The organism is Streptomyces sp. NPDC041191 (assembly GCF_055591945.1).
In genome coordinates, this window is sequence record NZ_JBVIZC010000004.1 from 371,692 (window position 1) to 385,706 (window position 14,015).

Sequence of the window (14,015 nt, forward strand, 5' to 3'; positions counted from 1 at the left end):
GGACGGAAGGGTGCGGGGGAACGGGGCGCGGGACGGGCCGGGGCGTCAGCCGCCGGCACAGCGGGCGCGGGCGTGCAGGAAGACCTCTTCGGCGAGGGCCCGGTCGTCCGGCCGGGCGGTCCGGTAGGCCCAGGGAAGCGTCGTGTAGTACGGGCCGAGCGCCTCGAAGACACGGGCCGCGTCGGTGAAGCGGAGGGCCCCGAAGAGGGCGTGCGCCAGGTGGTTGAGGTCGAGCAGGGACGCCTCGTCGGTGGCGCAGAAGAGGAACCAGGCGTCCAGGGCCCGCTGGGCGTCGCGTATGGCGTCCTCGGCCACCCAGTGGAGGTCGAGGGCGCGCTCGTGGCCGCGCTCCCGGCGGTAGCGCTCGACGCGCACGTAGAGCGGGAGGGCGTGCAGGGCGGAGCCCACGGGCGCCGAGGAGGAGGCCCAGGAGGAGTAGTTGACGGCTTCGGAGAGCGGTCCGGAGCGCCGGGCGTAGAGGAACTGGAGCATGCGGTGGTGCGCCTCGCGGTTGTACGGGTCGCGTTTCTCCGCCTCGGCCAGCAGCCCCCAGGGCCCGGTCGGCAGCATGGGGGCCGGGGGGCGGAGCCGGTGCTCGGCCCTGCGCTGGCGTCCGTCGAGGGCGGCCAGGGCGAGCAGTCCCACCCAGGGCACCGGATCGGAGGGCGACCGGTCGGCGGCCTCGCGGCAGGCGTTCCGCGCCTGCTCCCGGAGGTCGTCGGCGCCGGCGTGGCCGGCGCGGTGGGCGCGTACGGCCCGCTCGACGGCGACGCGGCCGTGCATCACGGTGGCGGCGGGGCTGTCGGGGTGCTCGGCGCGCCAGGCGCGGACGGTGTCGGTGCCCGCGGCGACGGCGGCGAGGACCTGGGTGCGCCGGGTCCAGGAGTCCCAGGCGGAGGTCTCGTCGAGCAGCCGCGCCATGGCCATCCAGCGGCCGGCGCGTAAGTCCTGGACGGCGTGGCGCAGGGCGTGGTCGTGGCCCGCGGGGTGGTAGACGGGCCGGAAGCCTTGTCCGCTCATCAGGGGGTGGGGGGTGGTGTGGATGACATGGGTCCTCGGTGGATGGAGGCGGGGCGTCCGGTCCCCGATGCGCGTCCCGGCCGTTGATCGGCGATCACTATAGAGGGCTCCGGACGCGACCGGCTGCCCTTCTTTTTCGACCGCAACTATCAGGCCAGAGACCGAAACTGACGTGAGATCACGCGAAGTGGCGGACCTGACGTGATCACCCGTCGCGGCTTGACGGGACCCCCCGGCCACGGCACTCTGACCCTTTTCGGTGAGCGGACGGTCACCGAACGGAACCGGTGACGGGAGCGGTGGCATGACGGGCGGTCCGGTACTCGCCGTCGATCAGGGCACGTCGGGCACGAAGGCCCTCGTCCTCTGTCCGGAGCGCGGAGTCATCGGCAGCGGTACGGCGCCGGTCCGGCCCCGCCACCTGCCCGGCGGCCTGGTCGAGGCCGACCCGCGCGAGCTGTACGGGTCCGTGGTCGCCGCCGGACGGGCGGCGCTCGCCGAGGCGGGCACCCCGGTCGTGGCGGTGGGCCTCGCCAACCAGGGCGAGACCGTGCTCGCCTGGGACCCCGCCACCGGGGAACCGCTCACCGACGCGATCGTCTGGCAGGACCGCAGGGCCGCCTCCGTCTGCGCCGGACTCGACGCCCACGCCGAGGAGCTGCGCCGGCTGACGGGCCTCCCGGTGGACCCCTACTTCGCCGCGCCGAAGATGGCCTGGATCCGCCGCCACGCCACCGGCGCCGGCGCCGTCACCACCAGCGACGCCTGGCTCGTCCACCGGCTCACCGGCGCCTTCGTCACCGACGCGGCGACCGCGGGACGCACCGGGCTCCTCGACCTCGACACGGTCTCCTGGTCGGAGACCGCTCTCGGCCTGTACGGGCTCGGCGGCGAACCGCTGCCCCGGATCGTCGACTGCGACGCCCCGGTCGGCACCACCACCGCCTTCGGCCCGCCGCTGCCCCTCACCGGGCTCCTGGTGGACCAGCAGGCGGCGCTGCTCGCGCAGAGCGCCGACGACCCGGCCGCCGTCAAGTGCACGTACGGCACGGGGGCCTTCCTGCTCGCGCGGACGGGGCCGGAGCCGCGGCGGACCGCCTCGGGGCTGGTGAGCTGTGTCGCCTGGCGGCTCGGCGGGCGCGTGACGCACTGCCTGGACGGCCAGGTGTACACGGTGGCCTCGGCCGTGCGCTGGCTCACCGACCTCGGCGTGATCGCCGGGGCCGGAGAGCTCGACGCGGTCGGCGGCACCGTCCCGGACACCGGCGGCGTCACCTTCGTCCCCGCCCTCGCGGGACTCGCCGCGCCCTGGTGGCGGGGGGACGCGCGCGGCTCGCTCACCGGCCTCGGCCTGGACACCGGGCCGGGCCACCTGGTCCGCGCCCTGTGCGAGGGCATCGCCGCCCAGGTCGTGGAGTTGGTCTCGGCCGTCGCGGCGGACCGGGGGACACCGCCGGCCTCGCTGCGCGCCGACGGCGGTCTGACCCGGAGCGCGCTGCTCATGCAGACCCAGGCCGACCTGCTGCAACGGCCCGTCGAGGTCTCCGCCCTGGCCGACGCCACGGCCCTCGGGGCCGGCGCGGTCGCCCGCCTCGGCCGTACCCCGGGGCTCGCGCTCCGGGAGGCCGTACCGGAGTGGAAGCCGTCGGCGGTGTACGAGCCCCGGATCTCCGCCGACGAGGCGGCGGCGCGCCTCGCGCGGTTCCGCGCGGAGGTCGCGGCCCTGCTGGAACGCCCCGGGGCGACGGGCGGCGGGGACGCGTGAGGGGGACGGCGGAGCACCGGGCCCCCTCGGGGGTCACCCGGGCGGGCCCCCTGCCCTCCGGCGGGGACGCGGAGTACGACGTCGTGGTCGTCGGCGCCGGGGTCGTCGGCTCCGCCGTCGCCCGCGCGCTCGCCCGCCACCCGCTGCGGGTCGCCCTCGTGGAGGCCGCCGACGACGTGGGCGACGGCACCTCGAAGGCCAACACGGCCGTCCTGCACACCGGTTTCGACGCCGTGCCCGGCACCCTGGAGGCACGGCTGGTCCGCGAGGGACACCGGATGCTCACCGCGTACGCGCGGGAGACCGGCATCCCCGTGGAACCGCTCGGCGCCCTGCTCGTGGCCCGGGACGAGGAGCAGCGCGCCGCGCTCCCCCGCCTCCGGGAGAAGGCGGAGCGCAACGGCCACCGCACCACCCGGCCGCTCACCGCGGACGAACTCGCCGTGCGGGAGCCCCGTCTGGGCCCCGGCGCCCTCGCCGCGCTCGACGTGCCGGGCGAGTCGATCGTCTGTCCGTGGACGACCACCCTCGCGTACGCCACCCAGGCCGTCCGCTCCGGGGTGGACCTGCACCTGAACTGCCGGGTGGAGGAGGTGTGTCCGGGCGAGCCGTACCACCGGCTCGTCACCCGGCGCGGAGTGCTCCGCGCCCGCCACCTCGTCAACGCCTGCGGGCTCCACGCCGACGCCTTCGACGCCCTGGTGGGACGCGAGGACTTCACCGTCACTCCGCGCCGGGGCCAGCTGATCGTCTTCGACAAGTCCGCCCGCGGCCTGGTCCGGCACATCCTGCTGCCCGTCCCCGGTCCCCTCGGCAAGGGCGTGCTCGTCTCCCCGACGGTGTACGGGAACGTCGTGCTCGGGCCCACGGCGGAGGACCTCGACGACAAGACCGCCACCGGCACGACGGCCGAGGGGCTCGCCGGCCTCCGCGAGCAGGGCGGCCGCGTCCTGCCCGCCCTGCTCGACGAGGAGGTCACCGCCGTCTACGCGGGGCTGCGGGCCGCCACCGGGCGGGAGGACTACCGGATCGCCGCCCACCCCGGCCTGCGGTACGTGACGGTGGGCGGGATCCGTTCCACGGGGCTCACCGCCTCCCTGGCCGTCGCGGAGCACGTGCTCGGCCTCCTCGCGGACTGCGGCCTCGACCCGGGCCCGGAGCGGCCGCTCCCCCCGGTCCGCATGCCGAACCTCGGCGAGGCGTTCCCCCGGCCGTACCGCGACGCCGGACTCATCGCCCGGGAACCCGACTTCGGGGCGGTCGTCTGCCACTGCGAGCGGGTCACCCGGGGCGAGATCCGGGCCGCGCTCGCCTCCACGGTCCCGCCGGGCGGCCTCGACGGGCTGCGGCGCAGGACCCGCGCCCGGGGCGGCCGCTGCCAGGGCACCTTCTGCGGCGCGGAGGTACGGGCGCTGTTCGAGGAGTCGCGCGCCCGCCCCGGGAAGGGGACGCGGTGAACCGCGCGGTCGACGTGCTCGTGGTGGGCGCGGGACCCGCCGGGCTCGCCGCGGCCGCCCGGCTGGCCGCGGCCGGGGCCGGTCGCGTCGAGGTCCTGGAGCGGGAGCCGGAGGCGGGCGGGGTGCCGCGCCACTGCCTCCGGCCGGGGTTCGGCGCGGACGCGCGGGGACGCCCCCTGGACGGGCCGGGGTACGCGCGCCGCGCTGTGCGGGCGGCGTCGCGGGCCGGCGCGGACGTCCGTACGGGCGTCTCGGTCACGGGCTGGGCCGGACCGCTCGCCCTGGAGACCGTCTCCCCGGCCGGGCCCGAACGGATCGGGGCCCGCGCGGTGGTCCTCGCGACCGGGGCGCGCGAACGGCCCCGCAGCGCCCGGCTCGTGCCGGGGACCCGGCCCGCCGGAGTGCTGACGACCGGCGAACTCCAGCGGGTGGTGGCCCGGTTCGGGGCGCGGCGGGAGCACGTCGGGCGGCGGGCCGTGGTCGTCGGCGGCGATCCGGTGGCCCGGGGCGCGGTGCGGACGCTGCGCTCGGCCGGGGTGGAGGTGGTGGCCGTCGTCACCGGGCACCCCCGGCCGGCGGTCGCGGCCGGGACGGCCCCGCTGCTCACCGGCACGGTCGTGACGGAGATCCTGGGGCGCGGCCGGGCGACGGGGGTCGCGGTGCGGGGGCGGGACGGCCGGACGACCGTGCTGCGGTGCGACACGGTGGTCTTCACGGGCGACTGGATTCCGGACCACGAACTGGTCCGCGCCCGCGGGCTGCCGCTCGCGCCGGGCACGCGGGGCCCCCTAACGGACGGCGCCTTCCGCACCCGCGCGCCCGGGGTCTTCGCGGCCGGCGCCCTCCTGCGCGGCGGGGAGTCCGCGCGGGTGGCCGCGGCCGAGGGGCGGGCGGCGGCCGACGCCGTGCTGGACCACCTCGCCGGTCTCCTCCCGCCCGCCGGCGCGGTGCCGGTCGTGACGGCGGGGCCGCTGCGGTGGGTGGTGCCCGGCCTCCTCGGCCCGGGACCCGCTCCGCTGCTCGTCCGGCCGGAACGCCGCCTCGTCCGCCCGCTCCTGTCCGTCGCCCAGGACGGTGCGCGGCTGCGGCGGGAACGGCTGCGCGGGACGCTCGTGCCGTGGCGTTCCGTACGGCTCGGCCCCGAATGGACGCGCGGAACGGACCCGGCGGGCGGCCCGGTGACGGTCGGGGCGGAGGAGTGAGACACCGGGGCGCGGGCGGAGGGGAGGAACGGGGTGCCGGGGGCGCCCGCCCCCGTGGGACCGGACGGGGCTGCGCGGACGGGCCTCCCCCGCCACACTGGGGTCCATGCCGGACAGACGCAGCGCGGGCCTCCTCGTCTTCCGCCGCACGGCGGACCGGGGCGTCGAGGTCCTGATCGGGCACATGGGCGGGCCTCTGTGGAGGTCCCGCGAGGAGGGCGCCTGGTCGATCCCCAAGGGGGAGTACGGGCCCGGTGAGGCGCCCGGGGCGGCGGCCGGGCGCGAGTTCCGGGAGGAGCTGGGCCTGCCGGCCCCGGAGGGCGAGTGGATCTCCCTCGGGGAGAACCGGCAGCGCAACGGGAAGCTCGTCACCGTCTGGGCCGTCGAGGGCGAAGCGGACCCGGACCGGATCGTGCCCGGCACCTTCACCATGGAGTGGCCGCCCCGCTCCGGCCGCCGGGCGGACTTCCCGGAGATCGACCGGGCCGGCTGGTTCACCCCCGGGGCGGCGGCCCCCCTGCTCGTGGCGGGGCAGCGGGTCTTCCTGGAACGGCTGGAGGCGCGTCTCGCGGAGCGGGACCGAGCCCGATTGTCAGACCCGTAGGAGAAGGTGGGGAGAGCCGAACCGTCGAGAAGGAGCCCGTCATGACCACGATCACCGCCGACGAGCGCGCGGCGGCCCAGGCGTACCTGCGGCTGCTCGAATCCACCCAGGCCGTGCTCTCCGATCCGCGGCTCGCCCCCTACGCGGGGGTGATGCTCACCCACCCGATGGCGGAGGCCGACGAAGCGCTGCGCGCGGCCGGTCTCGCCGGGAACGAGGCCCGGCTGCTGCGCCTGGTCTCCTCCCTGCGCTCCTCCCCCCCGACCGCGTGGGGGCACACCGCCGGCTGAGACGGGGCGCCTCCCGCGCGGCCCGTCCCCTCCCCGGGGGCCGGGCCGCGCCGGTGCGCGGGGGCCGGGCCGGTGGTCGCGGCCGGGTCCGGGTGCCGTGGCCGGGCCCGGGTGTCGTGGGCCGGGTCCGGGTGCCGTGGGCCGGGGCCGCCGTCAGGCGGCCGGGCGGCCCGGACGGACGGGGAGCGCCCGGACGCTGTTGCCGACGAAGCCCGCGTGGCGGACCAGCTCGTCCTCGGGGACGGCCGTGTCCAGGTCCGGGAAGCGGGTGAAGAGGGCCTCCAGGGCGATCGCGGCCTCCATGCGGGCGAGCGGGGCGCCCAGGCAGTAGTGGGGGCCGTGGCCGAGGGAGAGGTGCTTCGCCGCCGGCGTCCGGGTGATGTCGAAGCGGTCGGCGTCCGCGCCGTGCGCCCTCGGGTCGCGGCCCGCCGCCGAGTACCCGGCCAGGACGGGGGTGCCCCGGGGGACGAGGACGCCCCCGAGGACGAGGTCGCGCGTGGGGTAGCGGAACGGGAAGTAGCTGACCGGGCTGTCCCAGCGCAGGGTCTCCTCCACCACGTCCGCCCAGTCGACGCGGCCTTCGGTGACCAGGGCGAGCTGGTCGCGGTGGGCGCAGAGCGCCCGGACCGCGTTGGTGACCAGGTTCAGGGTGGTCTCGTGGCCCGCGACGATCAGCAGGAGCAGGGTGCCGATCAGCTCGGGTCCGCTCAGCCGGTCCCCGTCCTCGTCCTGGGCGGCGACGAGGGCGCTGGTGAGGTCGTCGCCGGGGGCGGCGGCCCTGGCGGCGACGACGGAGGCCAGGAGTTCGACCAGCTCCTGGTGGGCGGTGACGGCCCGCGCGGGCTCGGTGTCGGTGGCGACGACCAGGCTGGAGAGCCGGTGCAGCCGTTCCTGGTGGGCCGGGTCGACGCCGAGGAGTTCGCAGATGACGCCGAGCGGCAGCGGCAGCGCGTAGTGCCGGCGCAGGTCGGCGACGCCGTCGCCGGCCGCGGCGGCTCCGGCGAGTCCGTCGAGGAGCCCGGCGGTGACCGCCTCGACGCGCGGGCGGAGCTCCTCGACCCGGCGGGCGGTGAAGGCGCCGCCGACCAGGGCGCGCAGCCGGCGGTGGTCGGCGCCGTCCGCGGTGGTCATGCCGGGCACGGTGGCGAAGGTCCGCAGCGGCCAGCCGTCCGGTACGCGGCCCTCCGCGAGGGCCGCGAAGTGGCGGGCGTCCTTGGCGACGTCGGGGTGGGAGAGGAACTCACGGAGTTCTTCGTGGCCCAGCACCACCATGCCCTCGATCCCGCCGGGCAGGACCACCGGGGCCACGGCGCCCCCGGCGAGCAGCCGGGCGTTGTCCGCGTGCGGGCAGCCGCCCGCCGGGTCCATGCGGTACGGAGGGCGCCCGGAGGCGGCGGGGCGGGATGTGTCCACGAGGAGGACTCCTGACGGCGGGGCGGACCGGAACGGCACGCGGGCGGTCCGATCCTACGGACAACCCCTTTCGCTCCGGGGGGAGTTGGCGAGGAAGCGGGCCTTCTGGCCCTTTCTCCGGGCCGGGGCGGCGCCCGCCCGGGAGGGCGCCTGCCCGGAACGGCGCCCGCCCGGGAGGGCGTCTGCCCGGAACGGCGCCCGCCCGGGACTGCGCCCGCCCAAAAGGGCGCCGCTCCGTCGCGGCGGTGAAGCCGCGTCGTCCGGTACCCCGCGCGGGCCCGCCGGCTCCGCGACGCGCCGCCGTACGCCGCACCCGCTCCCCCGGTCGGCGCACTTCGATCTGCGCGAGCCGTCCCCCCTTCCTACGGTGGCTGAATGATCGTCACGTCAGCCGTCCGTCATGCCGCCGCCGGTTCCGCGGCCCTGCTGCTCGTGCTGCCCGTTCCGGCGGCCCTCGCCTCCCCCTCCGCGGCGGCGGTCTCGCCCGCCGCGGTCCGGGAGCCCACCCCGCCCGTACGGCGGCACGTCGATCCGGCCCGTCTCGACCGGCAGGGCGTCCAGGTGCAGCCGCTGCCGGGGGCGCCCGCCGTGCCCTCGGTCTCCGCGCTGTCGTGGGTGGTCGCGGACGCCTCCACCGGCGAGGTGCTCGCCGCGCGGGACGCGCACCGCAATCTGCCGCCGGCCAGCACGCTCAAGACCCTGTTCGCCCTCACCGCGCTCCCTCACCACGACCCCTCCGCGCAGCACACCGTGGCCGATTCCGAGCTGGCCGGGATCGGGGCGGGCAGCAGCCTGGTCGGGATCAAGGAGGGGTACACGTACAAGGTCTCGGACCTGTGGAACGGCGTCTTCCTCAGCTCCGGGAACGACGCGGTGCACGTGCTCGCCGCGATGAACGGCGGCTGGGAGGCGATGGCCCGGAAGATGCAGGAGAAGGCCCGGTCCCTGGGGGCCGTGGACACCCATGTGGTCTCCCCCGACGGCTACGACGCCCCGGGGCAGGTGTCCTCCGCGTACGACCTGGCCCTCTTCGGACGGGCCGGGCTCCGGGACCCCGCGTTCACCCGGTACTGCTCGACGCGGTACGCGGACTTCCCGGCGGGGTCGTGGTCGTACGGCATCGCCAACACCAACCGGCTCCTGACGGGGAAGGACGGGGTCGAGAGGTACCCGGGCCTCATCGGCATCAAGAACGGCTACACGAGCGGCGCGGGCAACACGCTGGTCTCCGCGGCCCGGCGGGGCGACCGGACGCTGGTCGTCTCGGTGATGAATCCGCAGGCCGGCGGCAGTCTCGCCGTGTACGAGGAGGCGCGGGACCTGCTGGACTGGGGCTTCTCGGCGTCGGGGCGCGTGCGGCCGGTGGGCTCGTTCCCGCCGGAGCGCGCGAGGACCACGGCCGAGGCCGGCGCCCGCGCCGTGACCGCGGACGGCGGCGGGCGGGGTACGGACGCGGGTCCGGGCGCGGCGGGGCCCGCTCCCGGCGCGGAGACGGGAACGGAGACGGCCCCCCTGAAGGACACCTCCGCGAAGGCCGTGCCCGGGAGGGAGGCCGCGTCCGGACGGAAGGCCCCCGGGGAGGCCGCCCCCGGCAAGGACGCGCCGCGCGAGGCGGCCGCCCCGGGCACGTCCGCCGGTCTTCCGCTGGCCCTGATCGGCTCGGCCTGCGCGGCGGCGCTCGTGCTGTGGGGGCGGCGGCGGAGGGCGGCCCCCCGGGCGTGACCTCCTCCGGAAGGGCCGGACCCGCGGAACCACCGGGGACACCGGAGCGGATCGCGCCGACGACGTTTCGGCGGGCGCCGCACGGTCCGGGTCCTAACCTTCGGGAACGCCGCCCGGGAAGGACCGGGGCGGCTTTTCCGAAGGAGTGACGCCATGACGGATCCGACGCCGGCGCGGGAAGTGGCCCGGCGGTTCCGCGAGGTGAACGGCGACCATCCGATGACCGCGGCCGACGACGCGTACGTCACCGCGCAGTTCGTCCCGCTGGAGGAACTGTGCGCCGCGCTCGGCCGGGACGCGGACGGAGTCCGGCGGCTGATGCTGGACGGGCTGCTGCCGTTGCCGGGCTACCTGCGGTCGGACGGCGCGGAGATGGTGCCGCGCGACCTGTTCCGGCTCGCCGACGCGGCGGGCGGGACCGACCGGCTGCGCGCCTGGTTCACCGGGCACTGGGAGGACCCGGCGCGGGGCGCGGCGGAGTGGGAGGCGTACCTGAGCGGCCAGTACGTCTGCCTGCACTCCGTCACCCCCGCGAACATCCGCAGGAAGGAGGAGCTGACGGCGGAGATCACGGCGGCCCTGGCCGCGGCGGGGGAGGCTCCCCGGCCCGGATGGCGCGTCGCGCTCCACGCGCGCGTGGACGCGCTCGACGCCCTGGAGCCGGCGTTCACGGAGTACGACCGGCTGCGCTTCGGCGGACCCACCTCTCGGGACACCTGCGTGGACGCGCCCCGGGCCCGTTTCCCGCTGCCGTCGGACCCCGCCCGTACGCCTCGCTGACCGGCGGCCCCCGCCCGTACGGACCCGGGGCCGGTCCGCGAGGCGCACGGGTCCGGTCAGGCGCCGACGTACTCCGCGAGGTGTTCGCCGGTGAGGGTGGAACGGGCGGCGACCAGGTCGGCGGGCGTGCCCTCGAAGACGATCCGGCCGCCGTCGTGGCCGGCGCCGGGGCCGAGGTCGATGATCCAGTCGGCGTGCGCCATGACCGCCTGGTGGTGTTCCACGACGATGACGGACGTGCCGGAGTCCACGAGCCGGTCGAGCAGGCCGAGGAGCTGTTCCACGTCGGCGAGGTGGAGGCCGGTGGTCGGCTCGTCCAGGACGTAGATCCCGCCCTTCTCGCCCATGTGGGTGGCCAGTTTGAGCCGCTGCCGCTCGCCGCCGGACAGGGTGGTGAGCGGCTGGCCGAGGGTGAGGTAGCCGAGGCCGACGTCGGCGAGCCGGGCGAGGACGCGCTGCGCGGCCGGGGTCCGGGCCTCGCCGGAGCCGAAGAACTCTCCGGCCTCGGTGACCCGCATCGCGAGGACCTCGCTGATGTTCCGGCCGCCGAGGAGGTAGGAGAGCACCGGGGCCCGGAACCGCCTTCCCTCGCAGTCCTCGCAGGTGGAGGAGGTTCCGGCCATCACCCCGAGGTCGGTGTAGAGGACGCCCGCGCCGTTGCAGGTGGGGCAGGCGCCCTCGGAGTTGGCGCTGAAGAGCGCGGGCTTGACGCCGTTGGCCTTGGCGAACGCCTTGCGGATCGGGTCGAGCAGGCCGGTGTACGTGGCGGGGTTGCTGCGGCGCGAACCGCGGATCGGGCTCTGGTCGACGGTGATCACGTCCGCGTCGGCGGGGAGCGAACCGTGCACGAGGGAGCTCTTGCCGGAACCCGCGACGCCGGTGACGACGGTGAGCACCCCCAGGGGGACGTCCACGTCGACGCCACGGAGGTTGTGCGCGGTGGCGCCGCGGATCTCCAGGGCGCCGGTGGGCCTGCGGACGGTGGGCTTGAGGGCGGCCCGGTCGTCCAGGTGGCGCCCCGTGACGGTGCCGGAGGCCCGCAGTCCCCCGACCGTGCCCTCGAAGCAGACGGTGCCGCCGTCCGTGCCCGCGCCGGGACCGAGGTCCACGACGTGGTCGGCGATCGCGATCACCTCCGGCTTGTGCTCGACGACGAGGACGGTGTTCCCCTTGTCGCGCAGACGCAGCAGGAGGTCGTTCATGCGCCGGATGTCGTGGGGGTGCAGGCCCGCGGTGGGCTCGTCGAAGACGTAGGTGACGTCGGTGAGCGCGGAGCCGAGGTGGCGGATCATCTTGACGCGCTGCGCCTCGCCGCCGGACAGGGTGCCCGCCGGCCGGTCGAGGGAGAGGTAGCCGAGGCCGATCTCCACGAACGAGTCGAGGGTCGGCCGGAGGGAGGCGAGCAGCGGGGCCACCGAGGGTTCGTCGAGGTCGCGGACCCATGCGGCCAGGTCGCGGATCTCCATCGCGCAGGCGTCGGCGATGCTGATGCCCGCGATCCTGGAGGAGCGGGCCGCCTCGCTGAGCCGGGTGCCGTCGCATCCGGGACAGGTGGTGAAGGTGACGGCACGCTCCACGAACGCCCGGACGTGGGGCTGCATTCCCTCCTTGTCCTTGGCCAGGAAGGACTTCTGGACGCGCGGGAGCAGGCCCTCGTAGGTCATGTTGATGCCCGCGATCTTCATCCGGGTCGGCTCGTGGTGGAGGAAGTCGTCCAACTCCTTCTCGGTGTACTCGCGGATCGGCTTGGCCGGGTCCACGAGGCCGGACTCGGCGTAGAGGCGGTGGTTCCAGCCGCCGGGGGCGTAGCCGGGGATGGTGAGCGCGCCCCCGGCGAGGGACTTGGAGTCGTCGTAGAGCCGGGTGAGGTCGATGTCGGAGACCGTGCCCCGGCCCTCGCAGCGGGTGCACATGCCGCCGGTGCGTTCGAAGGTGGCCCGGACCGTCTTCCCGGCGCCCTTCTCGACGGTGATCGCGCCGCTCGCCCGGACGGAGGGGACGTTGAAGGAGTACGCGCCGGGCGGGCCGATGTGCGGATCGCCGAGCCTGCTGAAGAGGATGCGCAGCATCGCGTTGGCGTCGGTGGCGGTGCCGACCGTGGAGCGGGGGTCGGCACCGAGGCGCTGCTGGTCCACGATGATCGCGGTGGTCAGGCCCTCCAGGACGTCCACCTCGGGGCGGGCGAGGGTGGGCATGAAGCCCTGGACGAAGGCGCTGTAGGTCTCGTTGATCAACCGCTTCGACTCGGCGGCGACGGTGTCGAAGACGAGGGAGCTCTTGCCCGACCCCGAGACGCCGGTGAAGACCGTGAGGCGGCGCTTGGGGATCTCGACGCCGACGTCCTTGAGGTTGTTCTCGCGCGCGCCGTACACCCGGATCAGGTCGTGCCGGTCGGCGGCGTGCGGCGCGGACGTCTGTTCGTCCGCCAGGGGGGCCTTGCTCATCGTGTCTCCGTTGTCGCGCGGGGCCGAAAGCGGTCCATCGGGTCGGTCCCTCAGGGCCGCGATGTCCGTGGTCGTCACGCTAATGGCGGCACGGTGGCGACGCTTCTCCTTTCCTGATCTCTTTCCGGCCCCTGCCGACCCCTCCCCGGCCCCTTCGGCCTCTCCCCCGCCTTTTCCCGGTCTTTTCCGCCTCTTCCCGGGCTTTTCCGGGCTTTCGCCGATGCCTCCCCGGCACCGCCCCGGTTTCCCGCGGCCCCGCGCGGGCCGGTCAGGCTCCCGGCAGTCCCTCCAGGGCGGACCGGGTCGTCGGGGGGCGGTTTCCGGTCACGTACCGTTCGGCCGCACGGGCCGCCGCACGGGCCGTCCGCTCTCCCATCAGGACGCACAGCGTGTACGCGGTGTCCTCGAAGCGCCTGCGGGCCGACAGGTCGCACGGCCGGGCCCGTACGGTCCGCTCCTGGGCGCGGTAGTGCCGGAGCAACCGGTCGACCGTGTTCCTGTCGGGCAGCAGCATGGCGTCCTCCTGTCTCCTGCGTCGCTCCATCCTCGCGGTCGTCGGCCGGGCCCGCGACCCGCGCGGACACCGTGCGTGACGCCGGGCGGAGCGCGGGCGGGGTCGGTGTCCGGACGGCGGGGCCGAAGGGCGCCGCGCGGAGGCGGAGGCGGGCCGGCCGTCCCGTCGGCGCGTGGGGCCGCCACGTCCGTACGGGATAATGCGCCCATGCGCATTTCAGCCAGGGCCGACTACGCGGTGCGTGCCGCCCTCCAGCTCGCCGCCGCCCAGGACGCGGGCCCGCTGAAGTCCGAGGCCATCGCGGAGGAGCAGGGCATTCCGCACAAGTTCCTGGAGGGCATCCTCGGGGACATGCGCAAGGGCGGCCTGGTGCAGAGCCAGCGCGGCGGCAACGGCGGGTACTGGCTGGCCAGGCCCGCCGGGGCGATCTCGGTCGCGGAGGTCGTCCGCTGCGTGGACGGCCCCCTGGTCTCCGTACGCGGCGAGCGGCCCCCGGAGCTGTCGTACACGGGGCCCGCCGAGTCGCTGCTGACGCTGTGGATCGCGCTCCGGGCGGGAGTGCGGGAGGTCCTCGGGGTCTCGCTCGCGGAGGTGGCGGCGGCGGAGCTGCCGACCGGGATCGTCGCGCTCGCGGACGATCCGGAGGCATGGACCAACCCGTGACGACGGCACCGGTCCTCCGCCGTCCGAGCGGCCCGTGACGACCGCGCCGGCCTCCCCTCGTCCGGCCGGCCCCGACGGCCGCGCCGGCCCTTCTCCACCGTCCGCCGGGCCGGTCCCCCGCACTCCGCGCCGGACCGTCCC

At 76.2% G+C, this 14,015-nt stretch carries 12 protein-coding genes; 8 read left to right on the plus strand and 4 right to left on the minus strand.

Annotated elements, in window-relative coordinates; genetic code table 11:
* Positions 1-45: 45 nt before the first annotated feature.
* On the minus strand, positions 46-1,020 hold the full coding sequence (locus ACZ6AQ_RS10480; protein WP_468759015.1) for a hypothetical protein: 975 nt from the start codon (positions 1,018-1,020) through the stop codon (positions 46-48).
* Positions 1,021-1,324: 304 nt separating this feature from the next.
* On the opposite strand from ACZ6AQ_RS10480, the gene ACZ6AQ_RS10485 reads away from it, so the two are divergent.
* The 5 genes from ACZ6AQ_RS10485 to ACZ6AQ_RS10505 all read left to right on the plus strand — a co-directional run bounded on the left by ACZ6AQ_RS10485 (position 1,325) and on the right by ACZ6AQ_RS10505 (position 6,338).
* Complete coding sequence (locus tag ACZ6AQ_RS10485; RefSeq protein ID WP_468759017.1) at positions 1,325-2,785, plus strand: FGGY family carbohydrate kinase; 1,461 nt, start codon at positions 1,325-1,327, stop codon at positions 2,783-2,785.
* On the plus strand, positions 2,782-4,242 hold the full coding sequence (locus ACZ6AQ_RS10490) for an FAD-dependent oxidoreductase (protein WP_468759019.1): 1,461 nt from the start codon (positions 2,782-2,784) through the stop codon (positions 4,240-4,242). Before ACZ6AQ_RS10485 ends, ACZ6AQ_RS10490 begins: the two co-directional genes overlap by 4 nt.
* Positions 4,239-5,444 carry an FAD-dependent oxidoreductase gene (locus ACZ6AQ_RS10495; protein ID WP_468759021.1) on the plus strand — a complete coding sequence of 402 codons (1,206 nt, stop codon included), beginning with the start codon at positions 4,239-4,241 and terminating at the stop codon, positions 5,442-5,444. Before ACZ6AQ_RS10490 ends, ACZ6AQ_RS10495 begins: the two co-directional genes overlap by 4 nt.
* A 106-nt stretch (positions 5,445-5,550) precedes the next feature.
* Complete coding sequence (locus ACZ6AQ_RS10500) at positions 5,551-6,048, plus strand: NUDIX hydrolase (protein WP_468759023.1); 498 nt, start codon at positions 5,551-5,553, stop codon at positions 6,046-6,048.
* Between the two features lie 41 nt (positions 6,049-6,089).
* Positions 6,090-6,338 (plus strand): hypothetical protein, encoded by a 249-nt coding sequence (locus ACZ6AQ_RS10505; RefSeq protein WP_388689749.1) that lies wholly within the window; start codon positions 6,090-6,092, stop codon positions 6,336-6,338.
* Between the two features lie 153 nt (positions 6,339-6,491).
* On the opposite strand, the gene ACZ6AQ_RS10510 is transcribed toward ACZ6AQ_RS10505, so the two are convergent.
* Positions 6,492-7,706, minus strand: a complete 1,215-nt coding sequence (locus ACZ6AQ_RS10510) for a cytochrome P450 family protein (protein WP_468759264.1) — start codon at positions 7,704-7,706, stop codon at positions 6,492-6,494.
* Between the two features lie 420 nt (positions 7,707-8,126).
* On the opposite strand from ACZ6AQ_RS10510, the gene ACZ6AQ_RS10515 reads away from it, so the two are divergent.
* Positions 8,127-9,473, plus strand: coding sequence for a D-alanyl-D-alanine carboxypeptidase family protein (locus ACZ6AQ_RS10515; protein ID WP_468759024.1), 1,347 nt, complete (start codon positions 8,127-8,129; stop codon positions 9,471-9,473).
* Positions 9,474-9,626: 153 nt separating this feature from the next.
* Positions 9,627-10,253 carry a DUF6058 family natural product biosynthesis protein gene (locus ACZ6AQ_RS10520; protein ID WP_468759026.1) on the plus strand — a complete coding sequence of 209 codons (627 nt, stop codon included), beginning with the start codon at positions 9,627-9,629 and terminating at the stop codon, positions 10,251-10,253.
* A gap of 56 nt (positions 10,254-10,309) precedes the next feature.
* Here ACZ6AQ_RS10520 and ACZ6AQ_RS10525 read toward each other — a convergent pair whose 3' ends face one another.
* Together ACZ6AQ_RS10525 and ACZ6AQ_RS10530 are read right to left on the minus strand one after the other, a co-directional pair.
* Entirely contained in the window at positions 10,310-12,697 is a 2,388-nt protein-coding gene (locus ACZ6AQ_RS10525; protein WP_468759028.1) for an ATP-binding cassette domain-containing protein, read from the minus strand.
* A 268-nt stretch (positions 12,698-12,965) separates the two neighbouring features.
* A complete protein-coding gene (locus ACZ6AQ_RS10530; protein WP_388689757.1) occupies positions 12,966-13,211 on the minus strand; it encodes a DUF5133 domain-containing protein in 246 nt (81 codons plus the stop codon).
* A gap of 207 nt (positions 13,212-13,418) precedes the next feature.
* Here ACZ6AQ_RS10530 and ACZ6AQ_RS10535 point away from each other — a divergent pair, with 207 nt between their 5' ends.
* The gene (locus ACZ6AQ_RS10535; protein WP_388689759.1) at positions 13,419-13,874 is read left to right on the plus strand and encodes an RrF2 family transcriptional regulator; all 456 of its coding nucleotides are present in this window, start codon (positions 13,419-13,421) and stop codon (positions 13,872-13,874) included.
* The last annotated feature ends 141 nt before the right edge of the window (positions 13,875-14,015 follow it).

What these genes read in the sequence shown, in the direction of transcription:
- ACZ6AQ_RS10510 (WP_468759264.1), bottom strand. Translation starts at nt 7,706, where the DNA reads ATGGACCCGGCGGGCGGCTGCCCGCACGCGGACAACGCCCGGCTGCTC.
- ACZ6AQ_RS10535 (WP_388689759.1), top strand. Translation starts at nt 13,419, where the DNA reads ATGCGCATTTCAGCCAGGGCCGACTACGCGGTGCGTGCCGCCCTCCAG.
- ACZ6AQ_RS10515 (WP_468759024.1), top strand. Translation starts at nt 8,127, where the DNA reads ATGATCGTCACGTCAGCCGTCCGTCATGCCGCCGCCGGTTCCGCGGCC.
- ACZ6AQ_RS10520 (WP_468759026.1), top strand. Translation starts at nt 9,627, where the DNA reads ATGACGGATCCGACGCCGGCGCGGGAAGTGGCCCGGCGGTTCCGCGAG.
- ACZ6AQ_RS10480 (WP_468759015.1), bottom strand. Translation starts at nt 1,020, where the DNA reads ATGAGCGGACAAGGCTTCCGGCCCGTCTACCACCCCGCGGGCCACGAC.
- ACZ6AQ_RS10505 (WP_388689749.1), top strand. Translation starts at nt 6,090, where the DNA reads ATGACCACGATCACCGCCGACGAGCGCGCGGCGGCCCAGGCGTACCTG.
- ACZ6AQ_RS10485 (WP_468759017.1), top strand. Translation starts at nt 1,325, where the DNA reads ATGACGGGCGGTCCGGTACTCGCCGTCGATCAGGGCACGTCGGGCACG.
- ACZ6AQ_RS10525 (WP_468759028.1), bottom strand. Translation starts at nt 12,697, where the DNA reads ATGAGCAAGGCCCCCCTGGCGGACGAACAGACGTCCGCGCCGCACGCC.
- ACZ6AQ_RS10530 (WP_388689757.1), bottom strand. Translation starts at nt 13,211, where the DNA reads ATGCTGCTGCCCGACAGGAACACGGTCGACCGGTTGCTCCGGCACTAC.
- ACZ6AQ_RS10500 (WP_468759023.1), top strand. Translation starts at nt 5,551, where the DNA reads ATGCCGGACAGACGCAGCGCGGGCCTCCTCGTCTTCCGCCGCACGGCG.